Here is a 23645-nt window from a genome sequence, read left to right as displayed (position 1 = left end):
CAGTTTGCAGACCAACTTTTTTCGCAGGACATCAATCCATGGCCACCGATACGCTCGACGTTTCCGCAACCCCCTCTTTGTTGGTGGAGCGCAATCCGAACCCGGTGGACCCTGCAACGCGGGCGGCTTTGATTGCCGAACCCGGTTTTGGCCGGGTGTTCACCGATCATATGGCGATTATCCGTTATTCCGATGCCAAGGGCTGGCATGATGCGAAGATCACCGCGCGCGGGCCGATCCCCCTCGATCCGGCGGCGGCGGTACTGCATTATGCGCAGGAAATCTTTGAAGGGATGAAGGCCTATCATCTCGCCGATGGTGGGATGGCGCTGTTTCGTCCCGAGATGAATGCCAAGCGTTTCTGCGATTCTGCGCGTCGTTTGGCGATGCCGGAAATTCCGGAAAAATTGTTCGTCGATTCGGTCCGCCAATTGGTGGAAACGGATCGCGACTGGTTCCCGCCGGTTGAGGGTGGGTCACTCTATTTGCGCCCGTTCATGTTTGCGAGCGAAGTGTTTCTTGGCGTGAAGCCGTCGGCGGAATATCTTTATATCGTGATCGCATCGGCGGTGGGCGGCTATTTCAAGAGCGGCGCACCTGCCGTGTCTTTATGGGTGTCGCAGGATTATACCCGCGCGGCCCCGGGTGGCACCGGCGCGGTGAAATGCGGCGGCAATTATGCGGCCAGTCTTGCCGCCCAAGCCGAAGCGATCCGCAAGGGTTTCGATCAGGTCGTGTTCCTCGATGCGGCAGAGCGCCGTTATGTCGAGGAACTGGGCGGCATGAACCTGTTTTTCGTTTTTGAGGACGGATCGATCCAGACCCCGCCATTGGGTGGCACGATCCTGCCGGGTATCACGCGCGATTCGCTGCTGACGCTGGCGCGGGAAGAGGGGCTGACGGTGCGTGAAGAGCCATATGCGATCGATCAATGGCAGGCGGATGCCGAAAGCGGACGTTTGAAGGAAAGCTTTGCCTGTGGCACGGCTGCCGTGGTGACGCCGGTCGGTAAGGTGACAAGCCCGGACTTCAGCTTCACCATCGGCGATGGCGGGGCGGGGGCGCTGACCCTGCGGTTGAAGCAGCGTCTGGTCGATATCCAGCGCGGTGTCGCACCCGATCCCCACCATTGGGTGATGCGTCTCGATTAAGCCAAGATTCCGGCGATTCAGGGCATTGCGAATTTCAGCGGCCTTGGTATAGGGGGCGCAATTCGAGGGGGTGGTCGATTGATCGCACCACCTCCACCCGGCCAGATTTGATTTGGCAGGATAGATATTGGGGCGTAGCCAAGCGGTAAGGCACTGGTTTTTGGTACCGGCATGCGGAGGTTCGAATCCTCCCGCCCCAGCCATCCGCAGAAAATCATAGATGCGTCAGCCAAATCGCTTAATGGCTCGGCAATTATTGGCGGCGTCGATTTTTTTATAAAAATCACAAATTTTACAATTCATTGTAGTCGGTTGAAAAATTATCACATCGTTTCATAAATGAAACGTCTTGCAAAATGTCGGTGCGCAGGCGATAAATATCGGGCGACCCTTGATCTGAAAATTTTCAGACTCAACGGAAAACCCGGTCAGTCCACTGGCCGGGTTTTTTGTTATTAGGCGCAAAATGAGCCGATATTGGCAATGTCTTTGCCATGGCTGCACTTGATTCCAGTTGCCTCCCACGCCCTCCATCATGTTAGAGAGCGTTATGGGAAATGATGTGCCTACCGCGCCAAGCTATGTGCGCCTGCTGAACCTGCTGGCGGCGGTGCGCAAGATTACGCCATTTACACATCTCGAAGCGGATGAAGAGCAGTTGCTCAATGCGCTGGCGCTGATCTGGCATGAGCCGCGCAATGTGACGGTGGCGGATGTGATGAGAGAGGCAACAGATGTGTCCCGCAGCACGATTTATCGGCGTTTGCTGGGCCTGAAACGTAAAGGTCTGGTCGAATTCAAGGACGACCGCGCAGATCGGCGACTCAAGTTCGTTTTGCCGACCACGCTTGCCGATGAATATATCGCCCGGTTGAGTGCGTGCATTGACGATTTGCAGGTCGAGGCGCGCAGTTGACATTGACATTGCGCCAATGCGCCCAAATCGCCGCACGGCACATCGCAACTATCTTTGGCGTGGCGGCAGTCTGGATCGTTTTTTTTCGACTGAACGGGCTCATCTTTTATGGCCTTGATCATTCGGTGTTCGCCAGTTGGATATTCTTGCCTGCGGCGGTGCGCATTCTGGCGGTGCTTATCTTTGAAACGCCAGCAGCCTGGGGGCTGATGCTGGGCGCCTTTGCCACCAGCGCGCCGGGGACGGATATGTCGCATGTGCTGGCGATCTGTTTCATGTCCGGATTTGCGCCTTATGTCGCGGTGCGTGTCTGTCAGAAATATATGGGCCTGTCGTCGGACCTGTCCGGCATGGGGGTCGGCGATATTATCAGGCTCTCATTCTATGGCGCATTGTCCAATGCGGTGCTGCTCAACCTGACATTATTCGTGCTGGGGACGACGCACATCGACCTTGTCCAAGTGGGGACGGTATTTGTTGGTGACTTGCTGGGGACGGCGCTCGTTATTTATGCGCTGGCGGCATTATTGTGGCTGTTATCGTCCCGACGCAAGGGTTGATGGCTGCATAGGCAACGCTCATGAGGCTGCGCTCATGGGTTTACGAATCTATGGACCGAGGATCTGGCGCTTTCTGGGAGTCACGCATTCTGACGATGTCGGGCCGAGATGAATCACGCGATATATGAAATCGACTTCTTCACCGCATAGAGGATGCGAGTTCGCAGAGAGTCGGTGCGACCAGCATCCGCCCGAGGACTGGCAAAATATGTGATATTTTTTGAGGGGCCTGTGCGTGGTCGCACAATATGCGCGCATGGCAGAATAAGAAAAACCGCCCGAAGGCGGTTTCTTCTAAATTATTTGTTTTCTTTGGGAAAACTGGAGCGGGCGATAAGGAGTCGAATTCTCGACCTCAACCTTTCTGTCCGCCTGCCGTCCCGCAGGGATTCGGCCCCCATGGCCCATTGCTGCGTCAGGAAGCTTTGAGATATCGACATAGTCCTGCGCCTTCCGAACCATTCTGTCTCAAACAATAGGTTCTGACTCTGGCTCCCGCAGGCGCAGAGGTGTTAATGCCTACGCATCCGGAAATGAGGCGTACTGGCTTCAGGCGGGGAAGAACATTTCGAACACTGTCTGCCCGTCGCTTGCAACGCGCGAATCCACCGTGCCTTCATGTATGAGCGACACTTCGCGCACAATGAACAGTCCCAGCCCACTCCCCTCTATCGAGACATCCCCCCGCAAGGCGCGCTCGAAAAGTGCGCGGTCGGGCGTGAAGGGGCGCGTGGGAATATTCCGGACTTCAAAAATCATGCCCAATCGATCTTCGTCGACAGAGATTTTCACCGTAATGGGGGTTTCGGGTGCGGAGAACTTGATCGCATTATCTAGCAGATTGCGAAAGGCCAGACGCAGCAGCACCGGATCACCCTGAATGAACATCGGGCAATCCGCACCCAGCAGCGTGATACGCCCGTGCGCCGTGAGCGGGCAATCGCCCTTGGCCAGTTCCGCCACCTCTGCCAGATCGACAGAACGGGCGTTCTGCCGCGATTTGCGTTCAATCAGGCTGGCGGCGACGATGGCGTTCGACAGCGCCAGCACCACCTGATCAATAATGTCATACAGCCGCGCGACCGGCTGCGACATCCCCAGTGCCGCCAGACGCTGGCCGTCGATGGTGCGCGATATTTCCTGAAGCGCTGCCTGTGCATTGTTTAACGGCTGACGCACTTCATGGGTCAGCAGTTCGAGCAAGGCATGGCGTTCCTGCGCGATGGCCTCCATTTCGCGCCCGCGTTCTTCAGCCAGACGCCGTCGCCGGATGAGTTCGCGTTCTCGCGCACCTTTCAGTACGGTAACCCGCGTCAGCCGACCGATGACAACGGCGATAAAACCGATGTGGACAAGGAGCAGTTGCAGCAGGTTCAACCCGAAAGCGATCGATTGCGCCATACCTTGCGAAAAATAGGCAAAACTTTCGTTCCCCCCCAGCGCGCGCGCGCTCAATCCGGCAAGAATTACGCCGGATACCGTGAACGATATGATGAGCACCCCACGGCCTTGGATGCCGCGCCAGCGCGTGTTGCGTGAGGCGCCGTGCGCGATCAGCAACGTCAGCAGGCTGAGCGTCCCCAGTGAAAACGATAGTCGTGCCGCCAGCCATCCCGCCTGATCCAGCAGCTTGTACACGGCCATGAACAGCGCAACCAGCATCGCCATGTGCCATGCCCGCCGCCTGCGCTGCGCTGCGGGAATTACCGCCAACAGCTTAAGTGCTGCGGAGACGATGACCAGTGTCGTCGGCAGCAGAAAAACCACATTACCGAACGGAATTTCCGAACGCAGGATAAACAGCGGAAACGCTATGGCCGTCGTCAGGTTCGAGGCCAGCCACCAGCGCAGCCCCGAACTGGCCGTCAACTGCGTCATCAGGCCAAGGCAAATTGTAAAAGCGATCAGCAGGCCAAGATAAGCCCACTGGACAGTAGTGACATCGATCAGCAGGCCAGCCACATGCTATCCTGCGTCGCTCGTCACGTCGATAGTGGCATAGCCGCTACCGTGAATGGTTTTTATCGGGGCTGGTTCGCGGGTTTGCTGTTCGATCCGGCGGCGCATGCGGAACATTGCAGCGTCAAGGTTCCGGTCATCCTTGCTGGGCACAATGTCTGCTGCTTCAGCCAACGACTGGCGCGAAACCGCTTCCCCGCCTTCCAGCAGCAGGCGGGCGAATAGCTTTTGTTCGGTTCCCGTCAGCGCCGCCTCATTGCCGGAAGGTGAAACAAGGCAGCCGCTACGAATGTTGAATGCCCATTGCCCGCGAGAAACCGGCTGCGGCCCCAGTCGCCGCGTGACAGAAACGACCGCCTGATAAACCTGATCGAAACGGACCGGCTTGTTGATGAACATGTCCGCGCCAGCAGCCAGCGCACTGGAAAAGGCATCCGGCCCCATGCGCCCGCTGATGACAATGATGCCCGCGTGGCTGTGCGCGCGGATCATGCCGATCAGATCCACCCCGTCTGCGCCGGGCAGTGTCAGATCGATCAGAAAGAACCCGGCGGAGAGCGCGGCGGGGGCGCTCAAAAACGCCTCTGCCGAAGCGAACGCCATCACCCGGCATCCGCGCGCCTCCAGATAACGTGTCAGGAACGACACAAAATCCACGTCGTCATCGACCACACAGACCGAGGCCGGAAACACTTCGCCCACCCGATACCCCCTATCGATCAAAGGCTGATCCTTTGCATCAAGTGTGCGGGCAAGGCCAGCGGGTTTGTGCTATTTGCCGTTCCACAAGGTCGAAACGCCGGTGGCATCGACTTTGGCTGTGCACGCGGCTGTGAAATTGTACGGCGCCTTGTAAACCAGCTTGAAATCGTAAGCCGTCATCGGCGTGGGCGATGTCACGAATACGCGGCCGATATATACCGTCGAACCATCGGCCTGCACCGATCCGGGGTAAAGCCTTGTTCCATTTGGGTCGCCCCCCTGCGTCGCGTTGAGCGACAACTGGCTGGGAATGTAATTAGTGCCGCACACACCCATGGTGGCATAGATAATCGAGGAAGCGCCCCGCGTGCTTTTGAATCCGATGGCCTGGCCGAAACAACTGCCGTTTATCGGAAAGACCATAAGCGATACGCTTTCCTGATACATAATCTGGGCGGACAGCGTGAATGTCGACGGGCGGAGTGCGACGCTGGATTGGCCCGATCCCACATTTGCGCAAACCGCAGCGTCAGCGGCAACCGCAGCGGCGGATTGCAGAGCGCAGACAAGGGCGGCGGCAGCAGCAACTTTTTTGTTCATGTTCATGTCTTTCGGAATAAATGTAGAATTTAGGGTTAGCGAGTCCAGTTAGAGGAATCTCCGCTACCAAAATTACCGGTTACTTCGGCTGCACAAAATGAAGTAAAATCTCCATTTATATTTGTAACTAATTTGTAGTCATAATGATTGCTAACGTAGTAATCGAGATTTGTGGTGCTTGCAGTAGTCCCCAACGTGCTTTTATTTATTAAAAGAGGCACTCTTCCAACATAGCTATTACTGCCATCGGATGCCATTGTTCCAACGCGATCGACAGTTGCGTATCCCCATGCGCCACCTGTGCCGCCCGCTTTGCCGCATCCCGGATATGGCATGATGGACTTCTGGCCAGCTCCTTTTGTAGCGATGGAGCTGGATGTGGTTTTCGTATCCGCATTGCTTGCACAGCCGAGCCCTCTCGCCTGAACCCAAATCTGAAACGGACCGTTCCCTATAGTGAACTCTCGCAGTTCGATCGTGGCATAGGTTGTCGTGACTTTAGCCATCCCGCTGGAAAGGGTGGCGCATATAGGCGCGGGAAGAGTTGGGACAAAAGTTGCTGCGGCCGCGGTCATGGCGTTCGTCATCAATGCCGCAATCGCAACAGTCATGGCTGGGCGGTTCATCATCTTGTCCTTCCACTAAACGGCGGCAATCGACCGCAATAAATCATATATGATCTATTTTTATATATTCGCAACGTGAATAGCACCCATTCCGAGACTACTCCCGATCGGAACATGTCAATGCAATCATAATTCAGGAGCGCCCTGAATCCTGCAAAAAGCTGCATCATCAAGCGTTGCAACGGCACCAATATGGCCGCTGTTAAGATTGACACAACGAGCGAGCGTATTAGAAAATTATCATATATATGATCATTTGTGAGATTTGCGATGCGCGCACATTGCCGGATTTTGTTACTAACCTCGCTGTGCATGCTCATCGCCCCAGCGCAGGCGGCAACGCCTGAAAATCATGACGCCGATCTGTCAACGCTTAACCTTGCTCTCAAGCGCACACCGCTTGATCCCCGCCTGAATTTTCTGGCGGGCCTGTCTTACGAAATCAGTTCAGTTCCAGGCACCGAGCGACGGGAAATGGCGCGGACAGGCTATCTCATGGCGCTTAAGAGCGATGCTGCCTTCTGGCCTGCACATGTGCAGCTTGCCCTCATGGCGCTGGAAGATAGGGATGCACAGGCGGCGCAGCGTCATTTTATCGAAGCCGCACTCATCAAACCAGATGAGCCTGTTATATTTTACGGATTGGCCCGATCTGCCTATATTTCCGGCGATCTGGCACTGGCGGCAACGGCTTACGCCGGTGCCGTGAAATTGCGGACACCGGCCTCGGAGGACGACTTTATAACGGGGGCTGCGATATTGGCGAAAGCGGGTGATCGGGGACAGGCTGAGCATTATGCCCGACAGCTTGCCATGACGCACAATGGATCGGTGCCGATGGTTACCAGCGCATTTCGTCCTGCCGCCGATCATCAGGAGCCGGCTGCATCGGAACCCGTGCCAGCCGAGCCTGAAATAGCGAGCAAAGCAGGAATGGTCGACATCATCATCCTGCGCAAGGATGAGATGGAAACATCGATGAGCGGGATAAACCTGCTCGACGCGCTGACGCTTCAGTTGGGCGGCAGCCTGATCAACGCGCGCTGGGCTTCGTCGCGCGATCAGGCCACCGGCATGCTATCCAGCAACAAGCTTGATATTACGCACGAACTGACAGCATCGATCCCCTCGGTCACCTATTCACTCAACATTGCCAATGCACAGGATGGCTGGTCAACCGTGCAGACCCAGCAGGCGCTGCTGATTTATGATGGTGAAACATCGAAAGTGACGCTGGGCGATTCCCTGACTTATGCAACCGATGGCCAGCTCAACAGTGCGATGGCCACCAAGGATGTCGGGTTGATGCTACAGGTTAAGCCGACTTTTGCGCCAGACCACACCGTCCGTCTGGACGTTTCAGCTAGCCTGGAAGACTTTCTTGGCGGCTCCTCCGTGGGCAGCTTCCGGCAATCGGTGCAAACTGCCAAGACGACAACCGATGTCGTTGCGTTAATGAAGTTCGGCGAAACAATCCTGCTCAGCAGCGGCATGCAAGGGGTCAACGAGCGGGCCTCGAGCCGGACACCGGTTGTCAGTGCAATTCCTATGGTTGGCAAGCTTTTCAAATCACAGACAAAAACAAAGACTAAGACCAGCATCATTATCATGCTGACCCTGCGCCCGCAGGGAAGTGAAAAATTGCCTCATGTAGATGATCGCGAGCGGGCAAATTTCGAAAACATGAAAGAGGAATTGCTGGAACAACTCGATAGCAAGGACCGGAGTGCCCATTTTGAAAGGTTTATACCGGATAGGCGGACCATTTCATACCAGTTGGAAAACCCCGCCCGTATGCATGACACTGCCTATTTGGCACGGGCAGGGGTGATATTGCACACGCATCCGGAATGACCCGCGTCCTGGCCCGGCGTGTTCGCATTCGGTCACCGTTCAAATGGGTGGGGCAGGCGGCTCTCAAGCCTTAACGATTTTGCTGACAGTGGCTTAATGACTCATGATGCTGATTTGTCAGCACAGTCGTTAGGTCATGGAGAAACTAGCGGAAATGGGATTCTGGAAATCCGTGGATTTTCCGGAAAATCCGAACACGATCCGAACATGGTATATTTATCGATTTTTGGGAACAGGGTTTCGCCGAAACCCTTGGAAAACTGGAGCGGGCGAAGGGAGCTGTCCGATCCCGGCCATGATCTTGTCGATCATTTCCCTCACCATCCCCCGACGCCTCTCGACATTCTAAGCGGTGTGCGATGGTCTCATCGGATGATTCCGTATCATCCGGGGTAACGATATCAGGAGCGTCTTGGTCGATCATTTGTTGATCGTCGCACAGATCGGCAGGGCGTCAACGATTTCATCATGTGACTGGAAGGCGCTTATGTGGATCGTCGGCGTAACGATCTTGTCCGGATCGATCTGGCCACCTACCGTCCGAGTATGGCTGATAACGACCATTCGACATCCGGTTCACTGCTCACGATCTTCGATATCGTGGACAAGGCTGTGTTGGATCAGCACTGTCGGTCGGTGGTGATCCATCAATCGGATTTAGCCAACCTGATCTTGGCCTGCATGACGGAAGCAATTCCCATCCGCCATTTCCGGTTCCACAAGCATCATCATCCTGAGCACCTTGCGCTTACGGATTCTGATTTCGAAGCTTTCACTGATAATGGTGTGGGACCATTTTCCAAGAAGGCACAGAAGCTCGCGAACAAGGTCGATCAGACATTTGAGCAGCGGCGCTTGTTAAACGGACACCTATTCACCTCTGTCAAAAATCTCGATGAATGGCACCTGTTCTATTTCGACCAGCGAGATACTGATCCGCACGATAACCACTGGAAGCATGGCGAGCACATTCACCTGATGAACTGGGTGACGCACCCTCGGCTATCTGCCCCTGATATCGTGCATAAGATCGAGGCCGAAGATCGACCGAAGCTCAACGGCAAGCTCCATATCAGATACCACCGTTGATGGCTGTTAAGCGGCCAATGCGCGATAGACTGACGCCCTGCCAATCTTGAGTTCTCGTGCAATATCAGTGGGCCTCATGCCTTTTGCGCGAAGTTGCTTGATCTGATGGGGGTCAATGGTTGCGGGTCGCCCCTTGTAGACATCTTTCAGTTTGGCCGCTTCGATCCCGCGCCGCTGTCGTGCTTTGATGAAGTGTTTCTCGACGGAGCCGATCATCCCGAACAAGGTCAGCATCAGCTCGCCCATGATATCGGAACCATCGAACCGGATCATGGGATCATGAACGCGCAGGACCGCCTTCTTCTCAACGATCCGTTTGGCGATGGTGAGCAGATCGCCGGTATCGCGGGCAAGACGATCTGGGTGAAGGGCGAGAAGCTCGTCCCCGGGTTCGATCAAGCGAAGGGCTGCTTCGAGTTGATCGCGACCATTGAGGGATGATCCGTTGCCGACATCGCAGAAGACGACGACCGCGCCGAGTTCTTCGAGCCGGGTCTTCTGGCTGGTAATGTCTTGACCGTCATCGGTCGAAATGCGCGCGTAGCCCAATGTCTTGGCCATTCGTCGATCCTGTCTCATTTGGTTCTAAGACTGGACTCCCACAAAGTCCCAAAATGTCAAGAAATACCCATATGAGACACTAATCTCGTCTCATGCAGTGTTCCATTTAGGGTTACCCATGTGGATCAGGTCAGGATTGACAGTCGCCCCGGCGCGAAAATGATTTTCGGGGCAGGTCGAGCAGATCGTCACGCGAATAATGCGAACCGGGCTCGCAGCATGATATCGTGTCCGCGATCTTTGACATCGTGAACGACCGGGGTGGCGTAATCTGGTGGATCGTTCACCAAAATCAATCTTGGGGAAGCCCGTCGCGCGATTGATCTCGCATGTCCGCTCACCGATCTAATCGGGGTGGCGGCTGCGCCGCTTAATCACTGGATCAGGTTGGATGTCGAGGTGATACAGATATGGAGATAAATCTGAATCGAACACCTGCTTCATGTCGAGCACATCAACTTCATCAAATCGACCGCCGAGGTGGCGAGATATCGCAGATGTCGAGCCTTCGACAGCGGGCACGCCAGTTTCAATGGGTTAGCGAGGCCGCGACGAGCTAAGCCGATGTGACTGTAGTCCTGCAAATGACAGCTAAGAGGTCGAAGCCATCTGAATACAAGCCTTCATTTGAGCACGCGTGCTCAAATAAACCATTGTATTAATATGTTTCTCCCGCCCTTTGCATTGCTCATCCGGCGCAAGCGCCTGCTTCGCAATGACGGCAGGTCAGGATGGATAAGCCCAATTTATGAACAACTCGATATCGCGTCCAAATTAACTCATCTGTATACTATAGAGTTTTTTCGGACAAATAGAACGTCGGGCGGACATTTAAATATTGCACGGACAATGTGAGGCACTGTATAAGTAATTATTGTAAAGAGTAAGAGTGTTTTGTGAAAGTATACGTTGATGAGTCACCTGCCGGTTCAGGAAAAACCTACCGATCCATAGAGAGAATTAATAGAAGTAAGTGCAAGGTGTTGTTCTTTACTGAGAGAACCAATAGCTTCGATGAACTGGAACGCGACATCCGGGATGCGGCCCAACGTCTCGGGACCAGTCCGACAATCCACCAAATCAACGGTAATATCGAGGGGCGATCTCGCAATGTCGTAAGGCAGATCGAGGCGGTTCCAGTCGATTATGCGCTCAATGACCATGTCATTGTGATTGCAACCCATGCAGCAATGCTACGATCCGATTTCTCCGCGTTTGCGGGCTGGCAGATTGTGGTCGATGAAGTTCCTACATTTCTAGATTTCGAAGAGAAGAATACGCACTTGGATGTCAGTTTCTTTTCAAAATATTATCACATTCAGCCGCTTGCAGATGGATGGTCGGAAATAACTGTCACTATGGAAGGTGAGAAGATATCGGTGGCAGACATAAAGGACGACTATTCGCATTCACACTTAAGTCAGTTCCACTTCCGGGTGCTAGAAGCCAGCAGGCCGAGTGCGGTCCGTTCTGTGCGGTGCAATCTACAGTCTTGGTCGGACATGGAGTGTCGAAAGGTGAAATGGGCGTGGGCAAGCGTCTTTTCGATGCGGCAGTTGAAAGCTTTTGATCGAGTGGAAATGCTAGGAAACCAATTTCGGGAAAACATCGGCTGTGAGTTAGTTAGATTATTTGATGGTGACAGCGTCGAGTGGGTGCCAATTTCTCATCCTGCTCAGGCCAGACATTTCAACCACCGGGATGTTGTGATCAACTACTTCTCGAAGGAACGCCCGATTTCCGCCAGTTTTATCAAGGGGAATGGAGGGGTGGAAATCCTCTACCAAATCGCATCGGTCCTCAGAGCCCAATTGCCTGAGGAAAAATCGATATGGTCGGCAAATGACAAATCTGATGATGGCAAAAAGTCTATTAAGAAACTTCTAGCGCTTCCTGAGAATGATTACCTGCGTCCTAAGCAAGCAGGAACAAACGATTTTTCGAGATTCAGCCATGCTGCGATGATATACTCAGCAAAGCCTTCTAATAACATGCTCCAATTCATGAAGGCACTCGGGATATCCTCGGAAAATTGGACACGAAGCGTTGAGCAAGAGACGATCCTCCAATTTGTTACAAGGACCAGTGTGCGTGATCCAGCGAACGGAAACACTGTTTTCCTCTGGGTTTTTGACCGCTGGCAGGCGGAATATCTAAAGGATTACTTCGACGGGTTACCGCACGTGACGGCAACTATGACCCAGATTCCTCTGGATATCGCGGTGCCACCGAAATCTAAGGGGGGCAGGCCTCGGATTATCCGGACTCCGCAGGAACAGGAGGCACATAGGGCCGAAAAACGGGTGGAAGACACGGCCAAGAAGCGCGTGAAGCGGGCCGCGAAAAAAGCGGCGGAGATGAAGGCGAAAGAGACCAAGGAGTGAAGGCAGTGCTGGGAGACGGGTGTGGCCGGAAACTGCTAATCCCCGGCCTTCATTGCTTTGAAGGATTATTGGCCTTTACCCCCATATCACACAAAAATCGCCCTTCACGGCTACCGTCGAGGTAAGCAAAACCAATTATTATTGGTGCACATGTGGCCAGAGCAAGCAACAGCGATGCTGCGAGGGCTCGCATAAAGGCACGGCGTTTTATTCGCTTGCATACGTCGCGGAAACTGACGGAAAAATCGCTTTCTGTGGCAGCAAACGGACGGGAAAGCCGACGCTCTGCGATGGCAGTCACAATCGCCTTTAAGCACCCTCGCGCCCCCGATCCGCGTGCGCGGCAATCTCGGACGAAGGACATCACGCTACCATTTTAAACAGCAATGCATCATCTTCGCGCTCGAACTCGAAGGCAATAACGTCCGCCGTGCGAACTGTTTGTTTCCAACGTCCGACGCATTGCTTCTTGCACCAGATGCGCAGATTGTCGCCTCGCTCCTCGGAACATTGAGGCTGATCGATGGAGATTATGACAGTGGCGGCGGTTGTGAAGTCATTGTTGAAGCGCCTGTGGAGTTCGGCAAGGCTGGCCGCAGAGATTGGTGTTTTCATCTTGTATTTAGCTTCGACCAATCACTCAAGGCACAGAACAATCATCGGTGAGGAAGCGTCTCATCCAGTTGAGTGAGCCATGCCTTCATTTCATCGGCGGACATCGAGGGCGACACATTCAACGCGGCTGCTTTAATCATCTCCACGAAGTCGTCTGAATAATCGCCGGTGCACAGCGGGCAGTCCTCAGCGGTTGCGGGATCATTGGGATCATAAATCATTTTGCTAACCTTGCCTCAAGCTCCGCAGACTTCCGCGTTCGAAAAGCTAAAAGTTCATGATATTCCTTATCGAGCAATGAATCTGCTGATCGAGTGTAAAAATCCACGCTCAGTCTTCATGATCAAAAGCGCCGAGCATTGCATAGACCACTCGGGCGGCTGGCGGAGTCGCAGGGACCTCGCGCAAGGGGCCATCCGGTTCTCGGACCCAAGGCGGCACCCATTGATCAGGATGGACCAAATGAGGGATAAAAGGGTGCCGATCTCGACCTATTAAAGTCACACCTTCATCGATCCATTTAGTAGATTCATGCCATAGCCATTCATGCCATAGCTGGCCGACCATCTGATTGAAGGTCACATCGAATTGGGCAGCCATCCGCCCAGCATAATTTTTCCACCGTCTAATTGACATGCGATCTACGCCCATCAACCCAAGCGCACGGTGAACTTTCTGGGCATCAAACTTGTTATTTTGGTTTGTCCGAAGCCCGCGCGCGTTGAGTTGCCCTACAATCCCGGCAAGCGTTGTTTCCAACTCGCCTTGGCGAGCTAGCGCAAGGATAACGGAACGGATCTCCCATAGCAGATGGTCCGCCTTTTGAGTCCGGATCGTTCTACTCCGGCCTCGACCTAAGTCGTCATTTTTAACGCAAGATACCATAAATCCACCAAATCGTAAAACCGCGCTCATTTTAATCACTGGCCCCAGTCGCATTGCTCGCAGGGCGTTATTCCGTGTTACAGTCGCAGAGTTAAATCTCGCAGGAAACTAGAGCGACATAATTTCCAGCGCCTAGCCTTTCAGCAAATGAAATATATCTCGCTAGCAAAGTGTCAGATTTCATCTCCTCGACAGGTCCATAACACTCATCAAGAATGCTCAACAGCTCTGTGCCGTTTACCTTCACTGCGAAAGCGCCCCAATCGACCTGCGCCCCATGATATCGACCATCTCGCGCAAGGTCTCTGATCTTGAGATAAAGGGCCGTATCATTCCAGTCGGGCAGAAAGCGCCCACCCACTGGTATGTTGCCACTATAATTACCTTTCCAATCAAGGGCACCATTCTCACCCAATTGGCCGATATAAGACCAGCGCATAGTCATGGCCGTTGGCCATAAGCGTCATCAAATGCTGCTTCTAAGCTGAGATTCTGACCTCGCAGGCCCTCGACGACTTCTCGTGCCCAGTCGAAATATTGCCGCTTGCGTTCCAATGGCCAGTTCGCCGGGGGGCTTGCGACAAGATCGCGCAGATTACTAATTTTGTCAGCAAGCTTCACCAGTTTCGCGTCTGTAGATTTGGAAGGGGCTTTGGCGATTTGGAGAAGCTTGCGCTCCTCTTTGGATAGAGACTTGTCGTCCGTGACTTCGGCGACGATTGCGGCGACCTTCTTACCAAATCGCGCTTCGAGTTCATCTAGCGTCGTCTCAGTGTCTTCGATGGTGTCGTGCAAGAGTGCGGCTGCAAGGACAACCGGGTCAGAAACGCCTCCTTCACGGGCAAGGATGTCGGCCAAACCGAGCGGATGGTTGATATAAGGGGATGCAGCAGCATCCTTGCGGCGCTGATGACGGTGACGGTCAGCCGCAAACGATGCTGCGTGCAAGACCAAGATCAGGTCTCCTTCAATTTTCATACCCACTGACACATCATCCACATTGCAACTCTCTTGCATAATACCTCGACTCATTTGCCCAACAGATGGGGATTATTCGCAAATGGTGGCTGCCTATAATGCGCACGGAACTTCGCAATGAGGTCCGCCTCCACAGACAGAGGATACACCCCCAGAGTTGGATTTCATGCGGCAACTACAGATTCCGAGCCATTTAGCTGCCAGATCCACCTACCACCCCAATGTTCGATCTTGAGGCAAAGCTTTTCAGTTGGCGTTGTAACCTCTCAAAATTGCTTTCAAACCCTTCCGCTCATCGAGTTCTGTCATGGTTCACCGTAAATGACATATTTTTCCGTCAGCCCCTTCCGATTGAAGAGGTCTTCCTGCTTACGTGCGGACACGAGCAGGCTATCGATTTCACTGTCAGGATCATCCCACATTGGGTGAGCAAATAAGCGCTTGAGGCATGATCGGATCACTTCAAGTCGCGCATGATCAATGTCGGGGCGATGAAGTAGGTGCTCACGATCCTCGCTGGTCATGCAATGCAGCGCGTAAAAAAGGATGCTCTTAAGATAAGGTGCCCATGTCAGAACCGAGCCTTTATGCCATATCCGACGCGCTTTGAGCTGTTCATTGCTAAGGCTTTTACCTTTAGTATGCGTCACCCAATTTGCGATACCTGTTTCGGCGACTAATATCGCAGACAAAGCCGCAAAGTTGGCGGCCTCAGCATTCCGATGGTCCCTTTCGCAGGTGAAGCGGGCCGAAGAAGGCTCAAGATAAAGACACGCACGGAAAATTGTCTTTTCGAGCAAATCCATGGTTAATGGATAGGACGCATCTTTAGAAGCCGCGGCGACATATTGCTTAAGTTCAGAACTTTCAAGTGCTGCAACCTTGATCGCACTTCGGAGCATATCCTTGCTTTGCAAAGATGTGAATGATTTGTTGGTCGAAAGGAAGCGCACAAAACACTCTTCGCTATGGTCCTCGGGAGCGGTGTCCGAAATAAACTCATCGAGCATTTCTTTATAGATCACAGAGAGCCGGTCGAGCAGTGTGGATGTATAAAAGGGAACCTGCTTCAACTTTGAGTGAGCTTCCAGATTTGTGATCATCAGACCGTCGAAGAGTCTCTTTGCCCGCTCATCGGAGGTGGGGGAGACGTATACTTTGATGTCTATCTCGGCCTGATTGTTGAGAACTTGAGCAGCCAGCTTATGCTGTCCATCAAACAGCTTGAGTTTGTTTCCCAGTAGTCTCGCAATTGAAGGTGCGAGTTGCGGATGAGATTTGAGGTGATCGCGGATCGCTATGAGGCGCTTGTAATCTATGACGCGAGGTTGGAGGCCTTCTTGATCATCATTCTCCAACCAGCAGATGGGAATACGTCCATAGAAATAGGGCACGTCCAATATGCCATCCTGATACAGCGGAAATGAAAGCTTAGTGGCTCCATCGTCTATGGAGATTTGATTCCCGCTCTTCACAGCAGCAGTCGTGCGTTTTTCGATATCCTTAAGTTCAAATATGTCCTGCAAGCGGATATTATTCTTTCGGTCTTGAAATAACCGTTCCAGCCTGAGGTTATCCCGGACATCATAGAGGGAATCCGCAGATTTACGTCGATTTAACTCTTTTAGCACAATGCGCACATTAGAGAGACTAGTTTCACCATCCTTTGAAAATGCTTGAATATGATCATATTCTACGTGGTCATCATCGCCAATGATCTGGCCTGAGATGAAGCAGCGTAGAATACCGTCACTATCACTTTGCTGCTTTCGAACCTCAAGCTTCTCACTATCAGTCAGAAGTCTTTTCATTATCATCCCCTCTGAAATTACCACTCTTAGCTAGATACTTGCATGATTTTTGGTAAAACTGATCTGTGCGTTGCCCACCAAAGGATCAATCCGCAAGCCAGCGTGCATAAGCGCGCACATCAATCATAGGCACGGTTGCCGAGGTTTGGAGGCGCGCGATCAGTTCCAAAAGGAAGGCGGTTGCCGCTTTGGTATGTGGCGCTAGAACATAACGATCCAGCTCTTCGCGGTAAAATAGTCCTTGTGCGGCTACGCAGCCAATATCGAGGAGGGAATGCTCATCGCCTTTAGCCAGTGCGGCTTCCAGAGGAGCACCTAGTGCGGGCTTCCACTCACTTTCCAAGGTCAAGATACCACCAATAATCCAAGGAAGCGGTCGCGGCGGATAGGTGCCTCCTGCATGAGGGATCGGCAGGCTCGTTCGATGAAGTGCGCGGACACTCGCAATCTTCTTGTGAGCGTAATCCACCTGAGCTGCATCGAGGCTTTGTTTTGCCTCGAACACAGCATAGACGCTCTCCGCTGGGATGACTTTCACTCCGTCATGTTGGAAAACGAACGGGGAATATTGCCGGTCGAAAATCACAATATCCAGTTGGTCACTCGATCTGTTCTCGCTGTCGATGACAACCGCGCGCGCAGCTTGGTATCGTTCGGGCAAGTAATCAGATAGAAGGCTGAGCCAGACAGCTTCGCTGGCATCGCCCTTCAAGACGGGATGGCCCATCGTGTCACGACTGGTTTGGAGCCGTTGCCTGACCCCGTCGTTCAAAGAGCTAAGCAATGTTGTCAACGACCAGCCTGTCATTTTACAATCTGATCCCAATTTGATGACCGAAGTGCGACAACAGTAGCTGTATGGATGCGCTGGCGATCCTGAGCAGTCAGGTCATCGGAGATGATATTGTTGGTGTTCGCCGGATCAACAATCCGCGCCGAAGGGAAGCGGTCGTGGAGATATTCGAACGCCGCCCAAACTCGTTCCGACAATGTGCCAAAACGACCGCTCAGCGCGCTGATCACTGCCAATTCGATACAAAAGGATGGGAAGTCCAAACCCTTCTGATCACGCCAAAGTTTTAGGATTCTGATTTCGTCTGCGCAACCGGAGGCTGCGACGCGCGAGATGTGCGTGATGACGTTAGTTTTTGTCCAAGTATCAGCACGACGGCGATAAAGGCTGTGGTCACTGGAATAAGCATTTTGGCGCTTTCCGGGCACCAAATCGACGCTGTAGCCTCCAACATTGATGTTGATCGATACGTTTTGGCGCTTCGGGGCGTATCCCCGAGCGGTCATTTGGCTAAACAGAGTTTCGTAGACTTCCTTCATTGGGTTCGGCACCGTCTCAGCGACCGATATGAAGAGGTCGATATCGGTGCCGCTGCGATTGGCCGTGCCTTTGGCAAATGAACCGCTTGGGTGCACGGCGTTTAGATGCTCACCGCCCCACGTAATCAAGGCTGGCATAATGATGTTTTGCACAGCGCGCACGGGCGACATCAGGCCAGTATCGACCTGTTCCCGAAGAAGTATGCTCGCGAGATATTGGTCTGCTGTCATTTGGCTCCCATCCCGCTGGCGTCTGCAAGAAGCCCACACGCGAGTATTGTGATGAGATTGGCGGCTTCACGAACACTGGCTTCACGAATCACGATCCGTTGCCCGACTTGGTAGCGGCTGTCGCCGCTCTTTTGAACGTAGTCTGCATCCACAATTCCCTGCGTATGAGCTAACAGATGGCGCTGTTGAAAAGCGCATTGCAACGTAGCCAGTTCTGCGGATGTGAGGATATCGTTATATGATTTCCCAGTGGCGGCAGACCATAGACCGCTACCTTCGGAGAGGTTCTGGAAAGCATTGCGCCGGGCGGCATTGGCGTTCGGCATGGTTGCATAAAGCGCCTCAGCGTAACGCTGAAAGGCGGTTACGGCGTTTTGGAGGCTATTTTCGACTATTAAACGGACCGTATTCTCAGACGTATCTCGATCCACGATTGCCGTTCTAACGGCATCAAGCGCGTCAAGCGATTGGATAATGCCTGCGACAGTCTGGGTGAATTGCTGATCGGCGGCGTTATAGCCACAGGAGGGGCAGAAGAATGCAGCGCCGATGACGGCGTAGTGACATGCACAAGCCGGACAGGTAATTTTCAAGCGCATCGGTTCCGCAGCGGCTGGCGGAAGTAGAACTTGCGTTGGGCGCTGGTTCACCTTCATGGTGATCGAAATGAAGCTGCCCTTAACTTGATTGCTATTCCATTGGGCCGCATCACGCGCCACTGCGTTGTTTAGCTCGCCTGAAAGATGAGCTACGGCAGCCTGTTGAGCGTGCTCGATTTGTTGCTGTGTCCACCACTTTTCCGATGTTGCCGTGTGTCCGCAGCTCGGGCAAAACACCTCCTCATCACGAACCTTGTCCTTCCAATCTTGGTTTAATATCTTGAACTGGAAGAGGCATTCTTCGGAAGGGCATTCCCGGTCGAAATATCCCTCCACATCATCCTCAATCGGGATAGATAACTGTGTTCGACCTTCCATTGCTTGGAGCGCGCGAAGTGTTTCGCCGAACATAGTTCGGCGGCTCATAACAAGTCGCCCAACTTGGGCAATCCCCTCACGATCTTCATCGTTTCGAGACTAACAGTGACAACGCGCTGGAACAGTTTCAGCGGATAGGCCGGGTCTTGCATCGTTTCGTTGGCGTAGGCGTTGGCGTCCCAAACGATACCGCTGGCTTTATCGTCCTTCACGCCTTGGCGCTCGATCACCCATTCGAGTGCTGGCTTGCCGTTGACGACATAATCGTAGGCTTCGAGCGGGATGCCTGTGATAGTGATGTTGGCGTTGTAGATCACTGTGGACTTGTCGAGGTTGGGGCGCTTTCCACCAAACTTCATCTTTTTGACTCGGTAGAAGCTGACCAGATCAGAGATGTGAGCAAGGCGCAGGTCGCCTTGGGCGATTGTAACCGGATAAGGTTCAACGCTGTCGTAATCGCAATGCATATCTCCCAGCTTGCGTCCGGCCTCGACGAAGGCCCAAAAGTCCTCGGCTTTCTTCACCGCAGGAATGCGCGGCAATTGTTTGGACAAGTTGTCGGCATAGCGGGCGCGGTAATCCTCGGAATGAAGCAAACCATACACATAATAGAAGAGGTCATCCTTGGTGATGGTTTCGCAGGGATAGGCGGCTTGGAAGTGGGCGAGGCCAGCATCAGTGATGGCGTCGCGTGTGTTGGACGCAAAGTCCGGCTTTGTTCCCGCGAGTAAGTCACCTTGGCGATCATCATTCGATACAATGTTTGTATTTTCATGAATATATCGGGGGAAGCATTGGCTATTAAACATCACTTGGAGATCGGGTACATCCTTCGACCAATTGACGGGACGGCGAGCAATCGGCATTGAGCGGGACCAGAAGTGGTTCGAAATCGCATGCACGCGGATCGCATCTGAAACGATCCAGATTGGCGCTGAGGATAAGAAAGCGCTGCCTCTCTCGTTGTGACCCAAGAGGGTTACGATAATATCTAAATAAGATGCTGTAATAATTTATTTATTTTACCGCGACTGAATATCGCGAACGCACAACTGCGCCCTGCACACGAAAAAGGAGGTTTTTATGGCTGTAAGAAAAGTTTTGACTAAGAAAGAGGCCGAGATCGAAGCATACCATATTGCCAAATATTTGGATGGAAAAAAAATTGCACGAATTGGTGGCCTTATCAATTTTCATTTCAGCGAAGTATGGGATGGAAAGTGGAAGGACGCAGAATACCGATTGTGGAACAATGATTTCTATATTAGCTTTAGCCGTATTAAGCACACCGATGGTCGTATTCGAGATGCATATTCAGATACAGAAAATCTGATCTTTTTTGCTCTTTTCGTGGTTCAACATTTTCCTCAACCCGGTGGCGTGAGATTGCAATGGCATAACAATTTGATGATTCCGGAACTGGTCAAAGGAACGTTGGAGAAGGCTGAAAGACGTTTTTACGAGCATCCTCTTGGCGGTAGTTTTCATGACATTGAAGAAAGTGTGAGGCATGCACAAACGCTGGCCAAGCTCACTTCCTGATTTTCTTGGTCTGCCTGACAGGCGGTAGCACTTCGTGCAATTTTCAATAACACGCTGCTACCGCCTATCAGTTCTATCTCACCCAGCCATTCGTTGATGCATGCCGATAATCCCAGTTGCGCTGCACCCGATGGCAATGGTGGCGGATTGATCCTTCACCTCGAAGCGTGGAGCCGGAAATTGAAGAATATTTTCGGATGCACCTTCCATGCCATTTGAAATGGTTTCAGTCACTTTGCGTTTGAAATTACGTCTTCTTTCCACCCCTAGGTGCACCAACCAGTCGTAGCGACTATAGCCTAGCGCCGGTTCGATCATTTTCAGCAACTTATGGCTGATCAACAGAGCGTGGCTCGCCCCCTTCTTAAATCGGAAGCCGATGTTCCGACCGGCAGATTGATTGAACTCATCGATATGTCGCAAAAGCACAAGGTCGCGTCGAGCACACCACGCGTTCAGTGCTTGGTGTTGTTCATACTCAGCAGGACAAAGAAACGTCATGGTCTGAACAATCTTGCGACCAATCAGGTCACTTGTCTGGCCTCATCCTTACTGCTCGCGCTCGCAAAGTCCCGTTCGATACGATGGGTAGCCTCATGTTCCGGGCTGTCGATGTAGACGTCTTCGTCGATAGGGTCGTGCATCTTAAGCACCCACTCTGCCATCATAATACCCAAGGGTTCTTCGAGAGGGGTAGATTTGATTACATGGCTGTCACGACCGAAAAATCCGATGGTGGGGTAATCCTCGCGCATCACAGATGACGGGGTATTGTCGCTGGCGCTGTTGAAGAAAAATGCCTTCCAATATCCCCCATCAAAACTGATTCGGTTGAGACGGGGCCAGCCGCAATTAGGGTAAATCTCCCTGAGGCGGTCTTCACAGTGGGCGATCTCATCAGGCGTATATTGTCCTGAGGTGGGGATCACAATGTTCGTTTGTCGCTTCTCTACACGATACTTTCTCACGGGCTCAGCGAACAAGTTTGGCCGGTGAAATAGTTCGGTAACGTTTGGTGCCACCCTACCGCGCCATTCTTCCCAGAGCGGGAGTTGAGGCACAAGGGTATTCGCCGGAATACTAAGTAAATGGTTGTCTTTAGTCCGGCGGTGACCGTTGGGTAATCGCCGATATTGCTCCGGATGCCTCAAAGAGTCGTCAAGCTCGTATTCGGCTGGATCGATCCCGAAGCATTCATATACCGTTTTGGCCAGAAGGTCCCAGTGAGCCTTGAGACCCGCGCGAGGGCTGTCAGGCACCTTATCCATCTGACGACATATTGAATGGGTCTCGAACGCAATGTGAAAGTGGAAGGATTTATTACCGGACCAAACGACGGTGATTCCTAGGAAGTCTGCCCATTTAGAGCATTTTTTATACAGCTTTCCGATGACGCTGTCTGTTTTACTCTTTCCACTAGACCGTAGCCACGAAAGTTGGCGGCAAAAGAAGGCGAGGTCTGCTTCATCGAACTCAAATGTGTAGATTTGCAGCGGTCCAAGGAAAACACGCTTACTTGGGTAGTGATACGTAGGGTCGGTTGAATCGACGGCCATCAAAGAATTAGCAAAAAATGAATTATCTTCCATTTTTAATGTTCCCGCAGCAACCTTAGCAGCGCGGTTATGATTGCGACCCTTTGTATAATATCCATATGAGACCGGGTAATATACCGTCCCGTCATAGATGTGCTTTTCTAATTCTTTTTCTAATATAGTTCCAGACTTCTTCAGTGATTTTTCGAACTGTGTGATTACTTTTTTTCCAAGTGGTTGTATGTAAGGAATAATGTTAAAGTTACGCATACTTATACTCCAATAATAAAAGACCTGCGTGGTGATGGTCACGCAGGTCTTAAATCGTATGTAGTATGCGCTGTAACACTACATGTTATTTATGATCCCAGATACCATCACGCATCGCATGTGTATTTAGTATTATGATAATACATTAACAGATGATGTCGCGTCCATATTATTCGCGCAATATATTTCGGCTGATGTGACTGAATGGAATCCCCCCGTGAAGCGGTATTCTTATTAATACTATAAATATAAAACCGCTTCGCGGGGGGTTTTGCCTAAAAACTCCACCCCCCTTCACGTTAGTCACATCAGCCGAACCTGACATTGATGGCTTTATTTCAAAGCCGGGTGGAGCTCGAATTGGAAGAGCCGCAACATCCACCCAGCGATCCGCATGGGTAAACCTTCCGGCACGGTTGGGATGTGACGGGATCGGCTGTGACAATAGGATTATGTTGCGCATTTTTGAACATGTGAGAGTCTGGGTCTAGATCGTATTGTTACAGGAGGCCCGATGCTCGTCGGTTACGCACGCTGTTCGTCAATCACCCAGTCCCTCGACATCCAACTCGATGATCTCCGCCAAGCCGGATGTGAGAAGATTTTCAGTGAGAAGGTCAGCGGACGCTCGACCAAGGATCGAGATCAACTGGCTCAAGCCCTCGACTTCGTGCGTGAAGGTGACACGCTGGTCGTGACACGGCTCGACCGTCTCGCCCGGAGCGTCAACGATCTGCACCAGATCATTGAACGGCTGACCGCAAAGAAGGTCGCATTCCGCTGTTTGTATCAAGGTGGCGTCGATACGGACACATCGCCGGGGCGACTGATGTTGTCGATTTTGGCAGCCGTGGCAGCGTTCGAGAATGACATCCGTCGTGAACGGCAACTGGAAGGAATTGAAAAGGCAAAGGCCCAAGGCAAATATCTTGGCCGTAAACCCAGTGTCGATACTGCCAAGGTCAGCGAACTGCATGCCAATGGCCTGCGACCATCACAGATCGCGCGTGAACTCAAGATCAGCCGCACCAGCGTTTATCGCGCACTGGCTGCGTAATATGAGTGCA

At 52.6% G+C, this 23645-nt stretch carries 25 protein-coding genes and 1 tRNA gene; 10 read left to right on the top strand and 16 right to left on the bottom strand.

Going from position 1 to position 23645, the window contains the following annotated elements; genetic code table 11:
* The first annotated feature begins 38 nt into the window (after positions 1-38).
* The 4 genes from K6117_RS02895 (at position 39) to K6117_RS02880 (ending at position 2627) form a co-directional block, all read left to right on the top strand.
* Positions 39-1151, top strand: a complete 1113-nt coding sequence (locus K6117_RS02895) for a branched-chain amino acid aminotransferase (RefSeq protein ID WP_221792237.1) — start codon at positions 39-41, stop codon at positions 1149-1151.
* A 128-nt stretch (positions 1152-1279) separates the two neighbouring features.
* Positions 1280-1354: transfer RNA gene (locus K6117_RS02890), tRNA-Gln, on the top strand.
* 332 nt (positions 1355-1686) lie between these two features.
* On the top strand, positions 1687-2067 hold the full coding sequence (locus K6117_RS02885) for a helix-turn-helix domain-containing protein (RefSeq protein ID WP_221792236.1): 381 nt from the start codon (positions 1687-1689) through the stop codon (positions 2065-2067).
* Positions 2064-2627: a hypothetical protein gene (locus K6117_RS02880; RefSeq protein ID WP_221792235.1), complete on the top strand. Its 564-nt coding sequence runs from the start codon at positions 2064-2066 to the stop codon at positions 2625-2627. The genes K6117_RS02885 and K6117_RS02880 overlap by 4 nt, the downstream gene beginning before the upstream one ends.
* Positions 2628-3176: 549 nt before the next feature.
* On the opposite strand, the gene K6117_RS02875 is transcribed toward K6117_RS02880, so the two are convergent.
* The 4 genes from K6117_RS02875 to K6117_RS02860 are packed head-to-tail and all read right to left on the bottom strand — an operon-like array spanning position 3177 to position 6517.
* The gene (locus tag K6117_RS02875) at positions 3177-4589 is read right to left on the bottom strand and encodes a sensor histidine kinase (protein ID WP_221792234.1); all 1413 of its coding nucleotides are present in this window, start codon (positions 4587-4589) and stop codon (positions 3177-3179) included.
* 3 nt (positions 4590-4592) lie between these two features.
* Positions 4593-5309 carry a response regulator transcription factor gene (locus K6117_RS02870; RefSeq protein WP_221792233.1) on the bottom strand — a complete coding sequence of 239 codons (717 nt, stop codon included), beginning with the start codon at positions 5307-5309 and terminating at the stop codon, positions 4593-4595.
* Between the two features lie 48 nt (positions 5310-5357).
* On the bottom strand, positions 5358-5894 hold the full coding sequence (locus tag K6117_RS02865) for a hypothetical protein (protein WP_221792232.1): 537 nt from the start codon (positions 5892-5894) through the stop codon (positions 5358-5360).
* 29 nt (positions 5895-5923) lie between these two features.
* A complete protein-coding gene (locus tag K6117_RS02860; protein WP_221792231.1) occupies positions 5924-6517 on the bottom strand; it encodes a hypothetical protein in 594 nt (197 codons plus the stop codon).
* Between the two features lie 267 nt (positions 6518-6784).
* Between K6117_RS02860 and K6117_RS02855 the strand changes: the two genes are divergently transcribed.
* Together K6117_RS02855 and K6117_RS02850 are read left to right on the top strand one after the other, a co-directional pair.
* Positions 6785-8368: a hypothetical protein gene (locus K6117_RS02855; RefSeq protein ID WP_221792230.1), complete on the top strand. Its 1584-nt coding sequence runs from the start codon at positions 6785-6787 to the stop codon at positions 8366-8368.
* A 489-nt stretch (positions 8369-8857) separates the two neighbouring features.
* On the top strand, positions 8858-9457 hold the full coding sequence (locus K6117_RS02850) for a hypothetical protein (RefSeq protein WP_221792229.1): 600 nt from the start codon (positions 8858-8860) through the stop codon (positions 9455-9457).
* A gap of 6 nt (positions 9458-9463) precedes the next feature.
* Here K6117_RS02850 and K6117_RS02845 read toward each other — a convergent pair whose 3' ends face one another.
* Positions 9464-10018 (bottom strand): recombinase family protein, encoded by a 555-nt coding sequence (locus tag K6117_RS02845; RefSeq protein ID WP_221792228.1) that lies wholly within the window; start codon positions 10016-10018, stop codon positions 9464-9466.
* A gap of 896 nt (positions 10019-10914) precedes the next feature.
* Here K6117_RS02845 and K6117_RS02840 point away from each other — a divergent pair.
* Positions 10915-12402 carry a hypothetical protein gene (locus K6117_RS02840; RefSeq protein ID WP_221792227.1) on the top strand — a complete coding sequence of 496 codons (1488 nt, stop codon included), beginning with the start codon at positions 10915-10917 and terminating at the stop codon, positions 12400-12402.
* 336 nt (positions 12403-12738) lie between these two features.
* Complete coding sequence (locus tag K6117_RS02835) at positions 12739-13068, top strand: hypothetical protein (protein WP_221792226.1); 330 nt, start codon at positions 12739-12741, stop codon at positions 13066-13068.
* Here K6117_RS02835 and K6117_RS02830 read toward each other — a convergent pair.
* From K6117_RS02830 to K6117_RS02790, 9 genes are all read right to left on the bottom strand, one after another.
* Positions 13059-13238 (bottom strand): hypothetical protein, encoded by a 180-nt coding sequence (locus tag K6117_RS02830; RefSeq protein WP_221792225.1) that lies wholly within the window; start codon positions 13236-13238, stop codon positions 13059-13061. The genes K6117_RS02835 and K6117_RS02830 overlap by 10 nt on opposite strands.
* Positions 13239-13347: 109 nt before the next feature.
* Complete coding sequence (locus K6117_RS02825; RefSeq protein WP_221792224.1) at positions 13348-13932, bottom strand: hypothetical protein; 585 nt, start codon at positions 13930-13932, stop codon at positions 13348-13350.
* 61 nt (positions 13933-13993) lie between these two features.
* Entirely contained in the window at positions 13994-14347 is a 354-nt protein-coding gene (locus K6117_RS02820; protein WP_221792223.1) for a hypothetical protein, read from the bottom strand.
* Positions 14344-14901 (bottom strand): HD domain-containing protein, encoded by a 558-nt coding sequence (locus tag K6117_RS02815; protein ID WP_221792222.1) that lies wholly within the window; start codon positions 14899-14901, stop codon positions 14344-14346. The genes K6117_RS02820 and K6117_RS02815 overlap by 4 nt, the downstream gene beginning before the upstream one ends.
* A 284-nt stretch (positions 14902-15185) precedes the next feature.
* Positions 15186-16691: a hypothetical protein gene (locus K6117_RS02810; RefSeq protein ID WP_221792221.1), complete on the bottom strand. Its 1506-nt coding sequence runs from the start codon at positions 16689-16691 to the stop codon at positions 15186-15188.
* A gap of 85 nt (positions 16692-16776) precedes the next feature.
* On the bottom strand, positions 16777-17499 hold the full coding sequence (locus K6117_RS02805; RefSeq protein ID WP_221792220.1) for a DUF6602 domain-containing protein: 723 nt from the start codon (positions 17497-17499) through the stop codon (positions 16777-16779).
* Positions 17496-18254 (bottom strand): nucleotidyltransferase family protein, encoded by a 759-nt coding sequence (locus K6117_RS02800; protein ID WP_221792219.1) that lies wholly within the window; start codon positions 18252-18254, stop codon positions 17496-17498. The genes K6117_RS02805 and K6117_RS02800 overlap by 4 nt, the downstream gene beginning before the upstream one ends.
* Positions 18251-19264, bottom strand: a complete 1014-nt coding sequence (locus K6117_RS02795; protein ID WP_221792218.1) for a hypothetical protein — start codon at positions 19262-19264, stop codon at positions 18251-18253. Before K6117_RS02795 ends, K6117_RS02800 begins: the two co-directional genes overlap by 4 nt.
* Positions 19265-19275: 11 nt before the next feature.
* A complete protein-coding gene (locus K6117_RS02790; RefSeq protein WP_221792217.1) occupies positions 19276-20097 on the bottom strand; it encodes a type ISP restriction/modification enzyme in 822 nt (273 codons plus the stop codon).
* Between the two features lie 217 nt (positions 20098-20314).
* Between K6117_RS02790 and K6117_RS02785 the strand changes: the two genes are divergently transcribed.
* The gene (locus K6117_RS02785) at positions 20315-20773 is read left to right on the top strand and encodes a hypothetical protein (RefSeq protein WP_221792216.1); all 459 of its coding nucleotides are present in this window, start codon (positions 20315-20317) and stop codon (positions 20771-20773) included.
* A gap of 78 nt (positions 20774-20851) precedes the next feature.
* Here K6117_RS02785 and K6117_RS02780 read toward each other — a convergent pair whose 3' ends face one another.
* Together K6117_RS02780 and K6117_RS02775 are read right to left on the bottom strand one after the other, a co-directional pair.
* Positions 20852-21274 (bottom strand): hypothetical protein, encoded by a 423-nt coding sequence (locus K6117_RS02780; RefSeq protein ID WP_221792215.1) that lies wholly within the window; start codon positions 21272-21274, stop codon positions 20852-20854.
* Between the two features lie 23 nt (positions 21275-21297).
* Entirely contained in the window at positions 21298-22578 is a 1281-nt protein-coding gene (locus K6117_RS02775; RefSeq protein WP_221792214.1) for a hypothetical protein, read from the bottom strand.
* A gap of 514 nt (positions 22579-23092) precedes the next feature.
* Here K6117_RS02775 and K6117_RS02770 point away from each other — a divergent pair.
* The gene (locus tag K6117_RS02770) at positions 23093-23635 is read left to right on the top strand and encodes a recombinase family protein (RefSeq protein WP_221792213.1); all 543 of its coding nucleotides are present in this window, start codon (positions 23093-23095) and stop codon (positions 23633-23635) included.
* Positions 23636-23645 lie beyond the last annotated feature (10 nt).

The sequence above is a fragment of the Alteraquisediminimonas sediminicola genome, assembly GCF_019740335.1.
Taxonomy (GTDB): Bacteria; Pseudomonadota; Alphaproteobacteria; order Sphingomonadales; family Sphingomonadaceae; genus Alteraquisediminimonas; species Alteraquisediminimonas sediminicola.
The sequence above is the reverse complement of the archived record's forward strand: the minus strand, read 5'-3'. Positions and strand labels throughout refer to the sequence as shown.

Bases quoted from the DNA above. Each gene is read 5' to 3' on its own strand.
- K6117_RS02895 (WP_221792237.1), top strand. From the start codon at position 39: ATGGCCACCGATACGCTCGACGTTTCCGCAACCCCCTCTTTGTTGGTG.
- K6117_RS02885 (WP_221792236.1), top strand. From the start codon at position 1,687: ATGTTAGAGAGCGTTATGGGAAATGATGTGCCTACCGCGCCAAGCTAT.
- K6117_RS02865 (WP_221792232.1), bottom strand. From the start codon at position 5,894: ATGAACATGAACAAAAAAGTTGCTGCTGCCGCCGCCCTTGTCTGCGCT.
- K6117_RS02860 (WP_221792231.1), bottom strand. From the start codon at position 6,517: ATGATGAACCGCCCAGCCATGACTGTTGCGATTGCGGCATTGATGACG.
- K6117_RS02855 (WP_221792230.1), top strand. From the start codon at position 6,785: ATGCGCGCACATTGCCGGATTTTGTTACTAACCTCGCTGTGCATGCTC.
- K6117_RS02845 (WP_221792228.1), bottom strand. From the start codon at position 10,018: ATGGCCAAGACATTGGGCTACGCGCGCATTTCGACCGATGACGGTCAA.
- K6117_RS02830 (WP_221792225.1), bottom strand. From the start codon at position 13,238: ATGATTTATGATCCCAATGATCCCGCAACCGCTGAGGACTGCCCGCTG.
- K6117_RS02825 (WP_221792224.1), bottom strand. From the start codon at position 13,932: ATGAGCGCGGTTTTACGATTTGGTGGATTTATGGTATCTTGCGTTAAA.
- K6117_RS02820 (WP_221792223.1), bottom strand. From the start codon at position 14,347: ATGACTATGCGCTGGTCTTATATCGGCCAATTGGGTGAGAATGGTGCC.
- K6117_RS02810 (WP_221792221.1), bottom strand. From the start codon at position 16,691: ATGAAAAGACTTCTGACTGATAGTGAGAAGCTTGAGGTTCGAAAGCAG.
- K6117_RS02805 (WP_221792220.1), bottom strand. From the start codon at position 17,499: ATGACAGGCTGGTCGTTGACAACATTGCTTAGCTCTTTGAACGACGGG.
- K6117_RS02800 (WP_221792219.1), bottom strand. From the start codon at position 18,254: ATGACAGCAGACCAATATCTCGCGAGCATACTTCTTCGGGAACAGGTC.
- K6117_RS02795 (WP_221792218.1), bottom strand. From the start codon at position 19,264: ATGTTCGGCGAAACACTTCGCGCGCTCCAAGCAATGGAAGGTCGAACA.
- K6117_RS02790 (WP_221792217.1), bottom strand. From the start codon at position 20,097: ATGCCGATTGCTCGCCGTCCCGTCAATTGGTCGAAGGATGTACCCGAT.
- K6117_RS02785 (WP_221792216.1), top strand. From the start codon at position 20,315: ATGGCTGTAAGAAAAGTTTTGACTAAGAAAGAGGCCGAGATCGAAGCA.
- K6117_RS02780 (WP_221792215.1), bottom strand. From the start codon at position 21,274: ATGACGTTTCTTTGTCCTGCTGAGTATGAACAACACCAAGCACTGAAC.
- K6117_RS02775 (WP_221792214.1), bottom strand. From the start codon at position 22,578: ATGCGTAACTTTAACATTATTCCTTACATACAACCACTTGGAAAAAAA.
- K6117_RS02770 (WP_221792213.1), top strand. From the start codon at position 23,093: ATGCTCGTCGGTTACGCACGCTGTTCGTCAATCACCCAGTCCCTCGAC.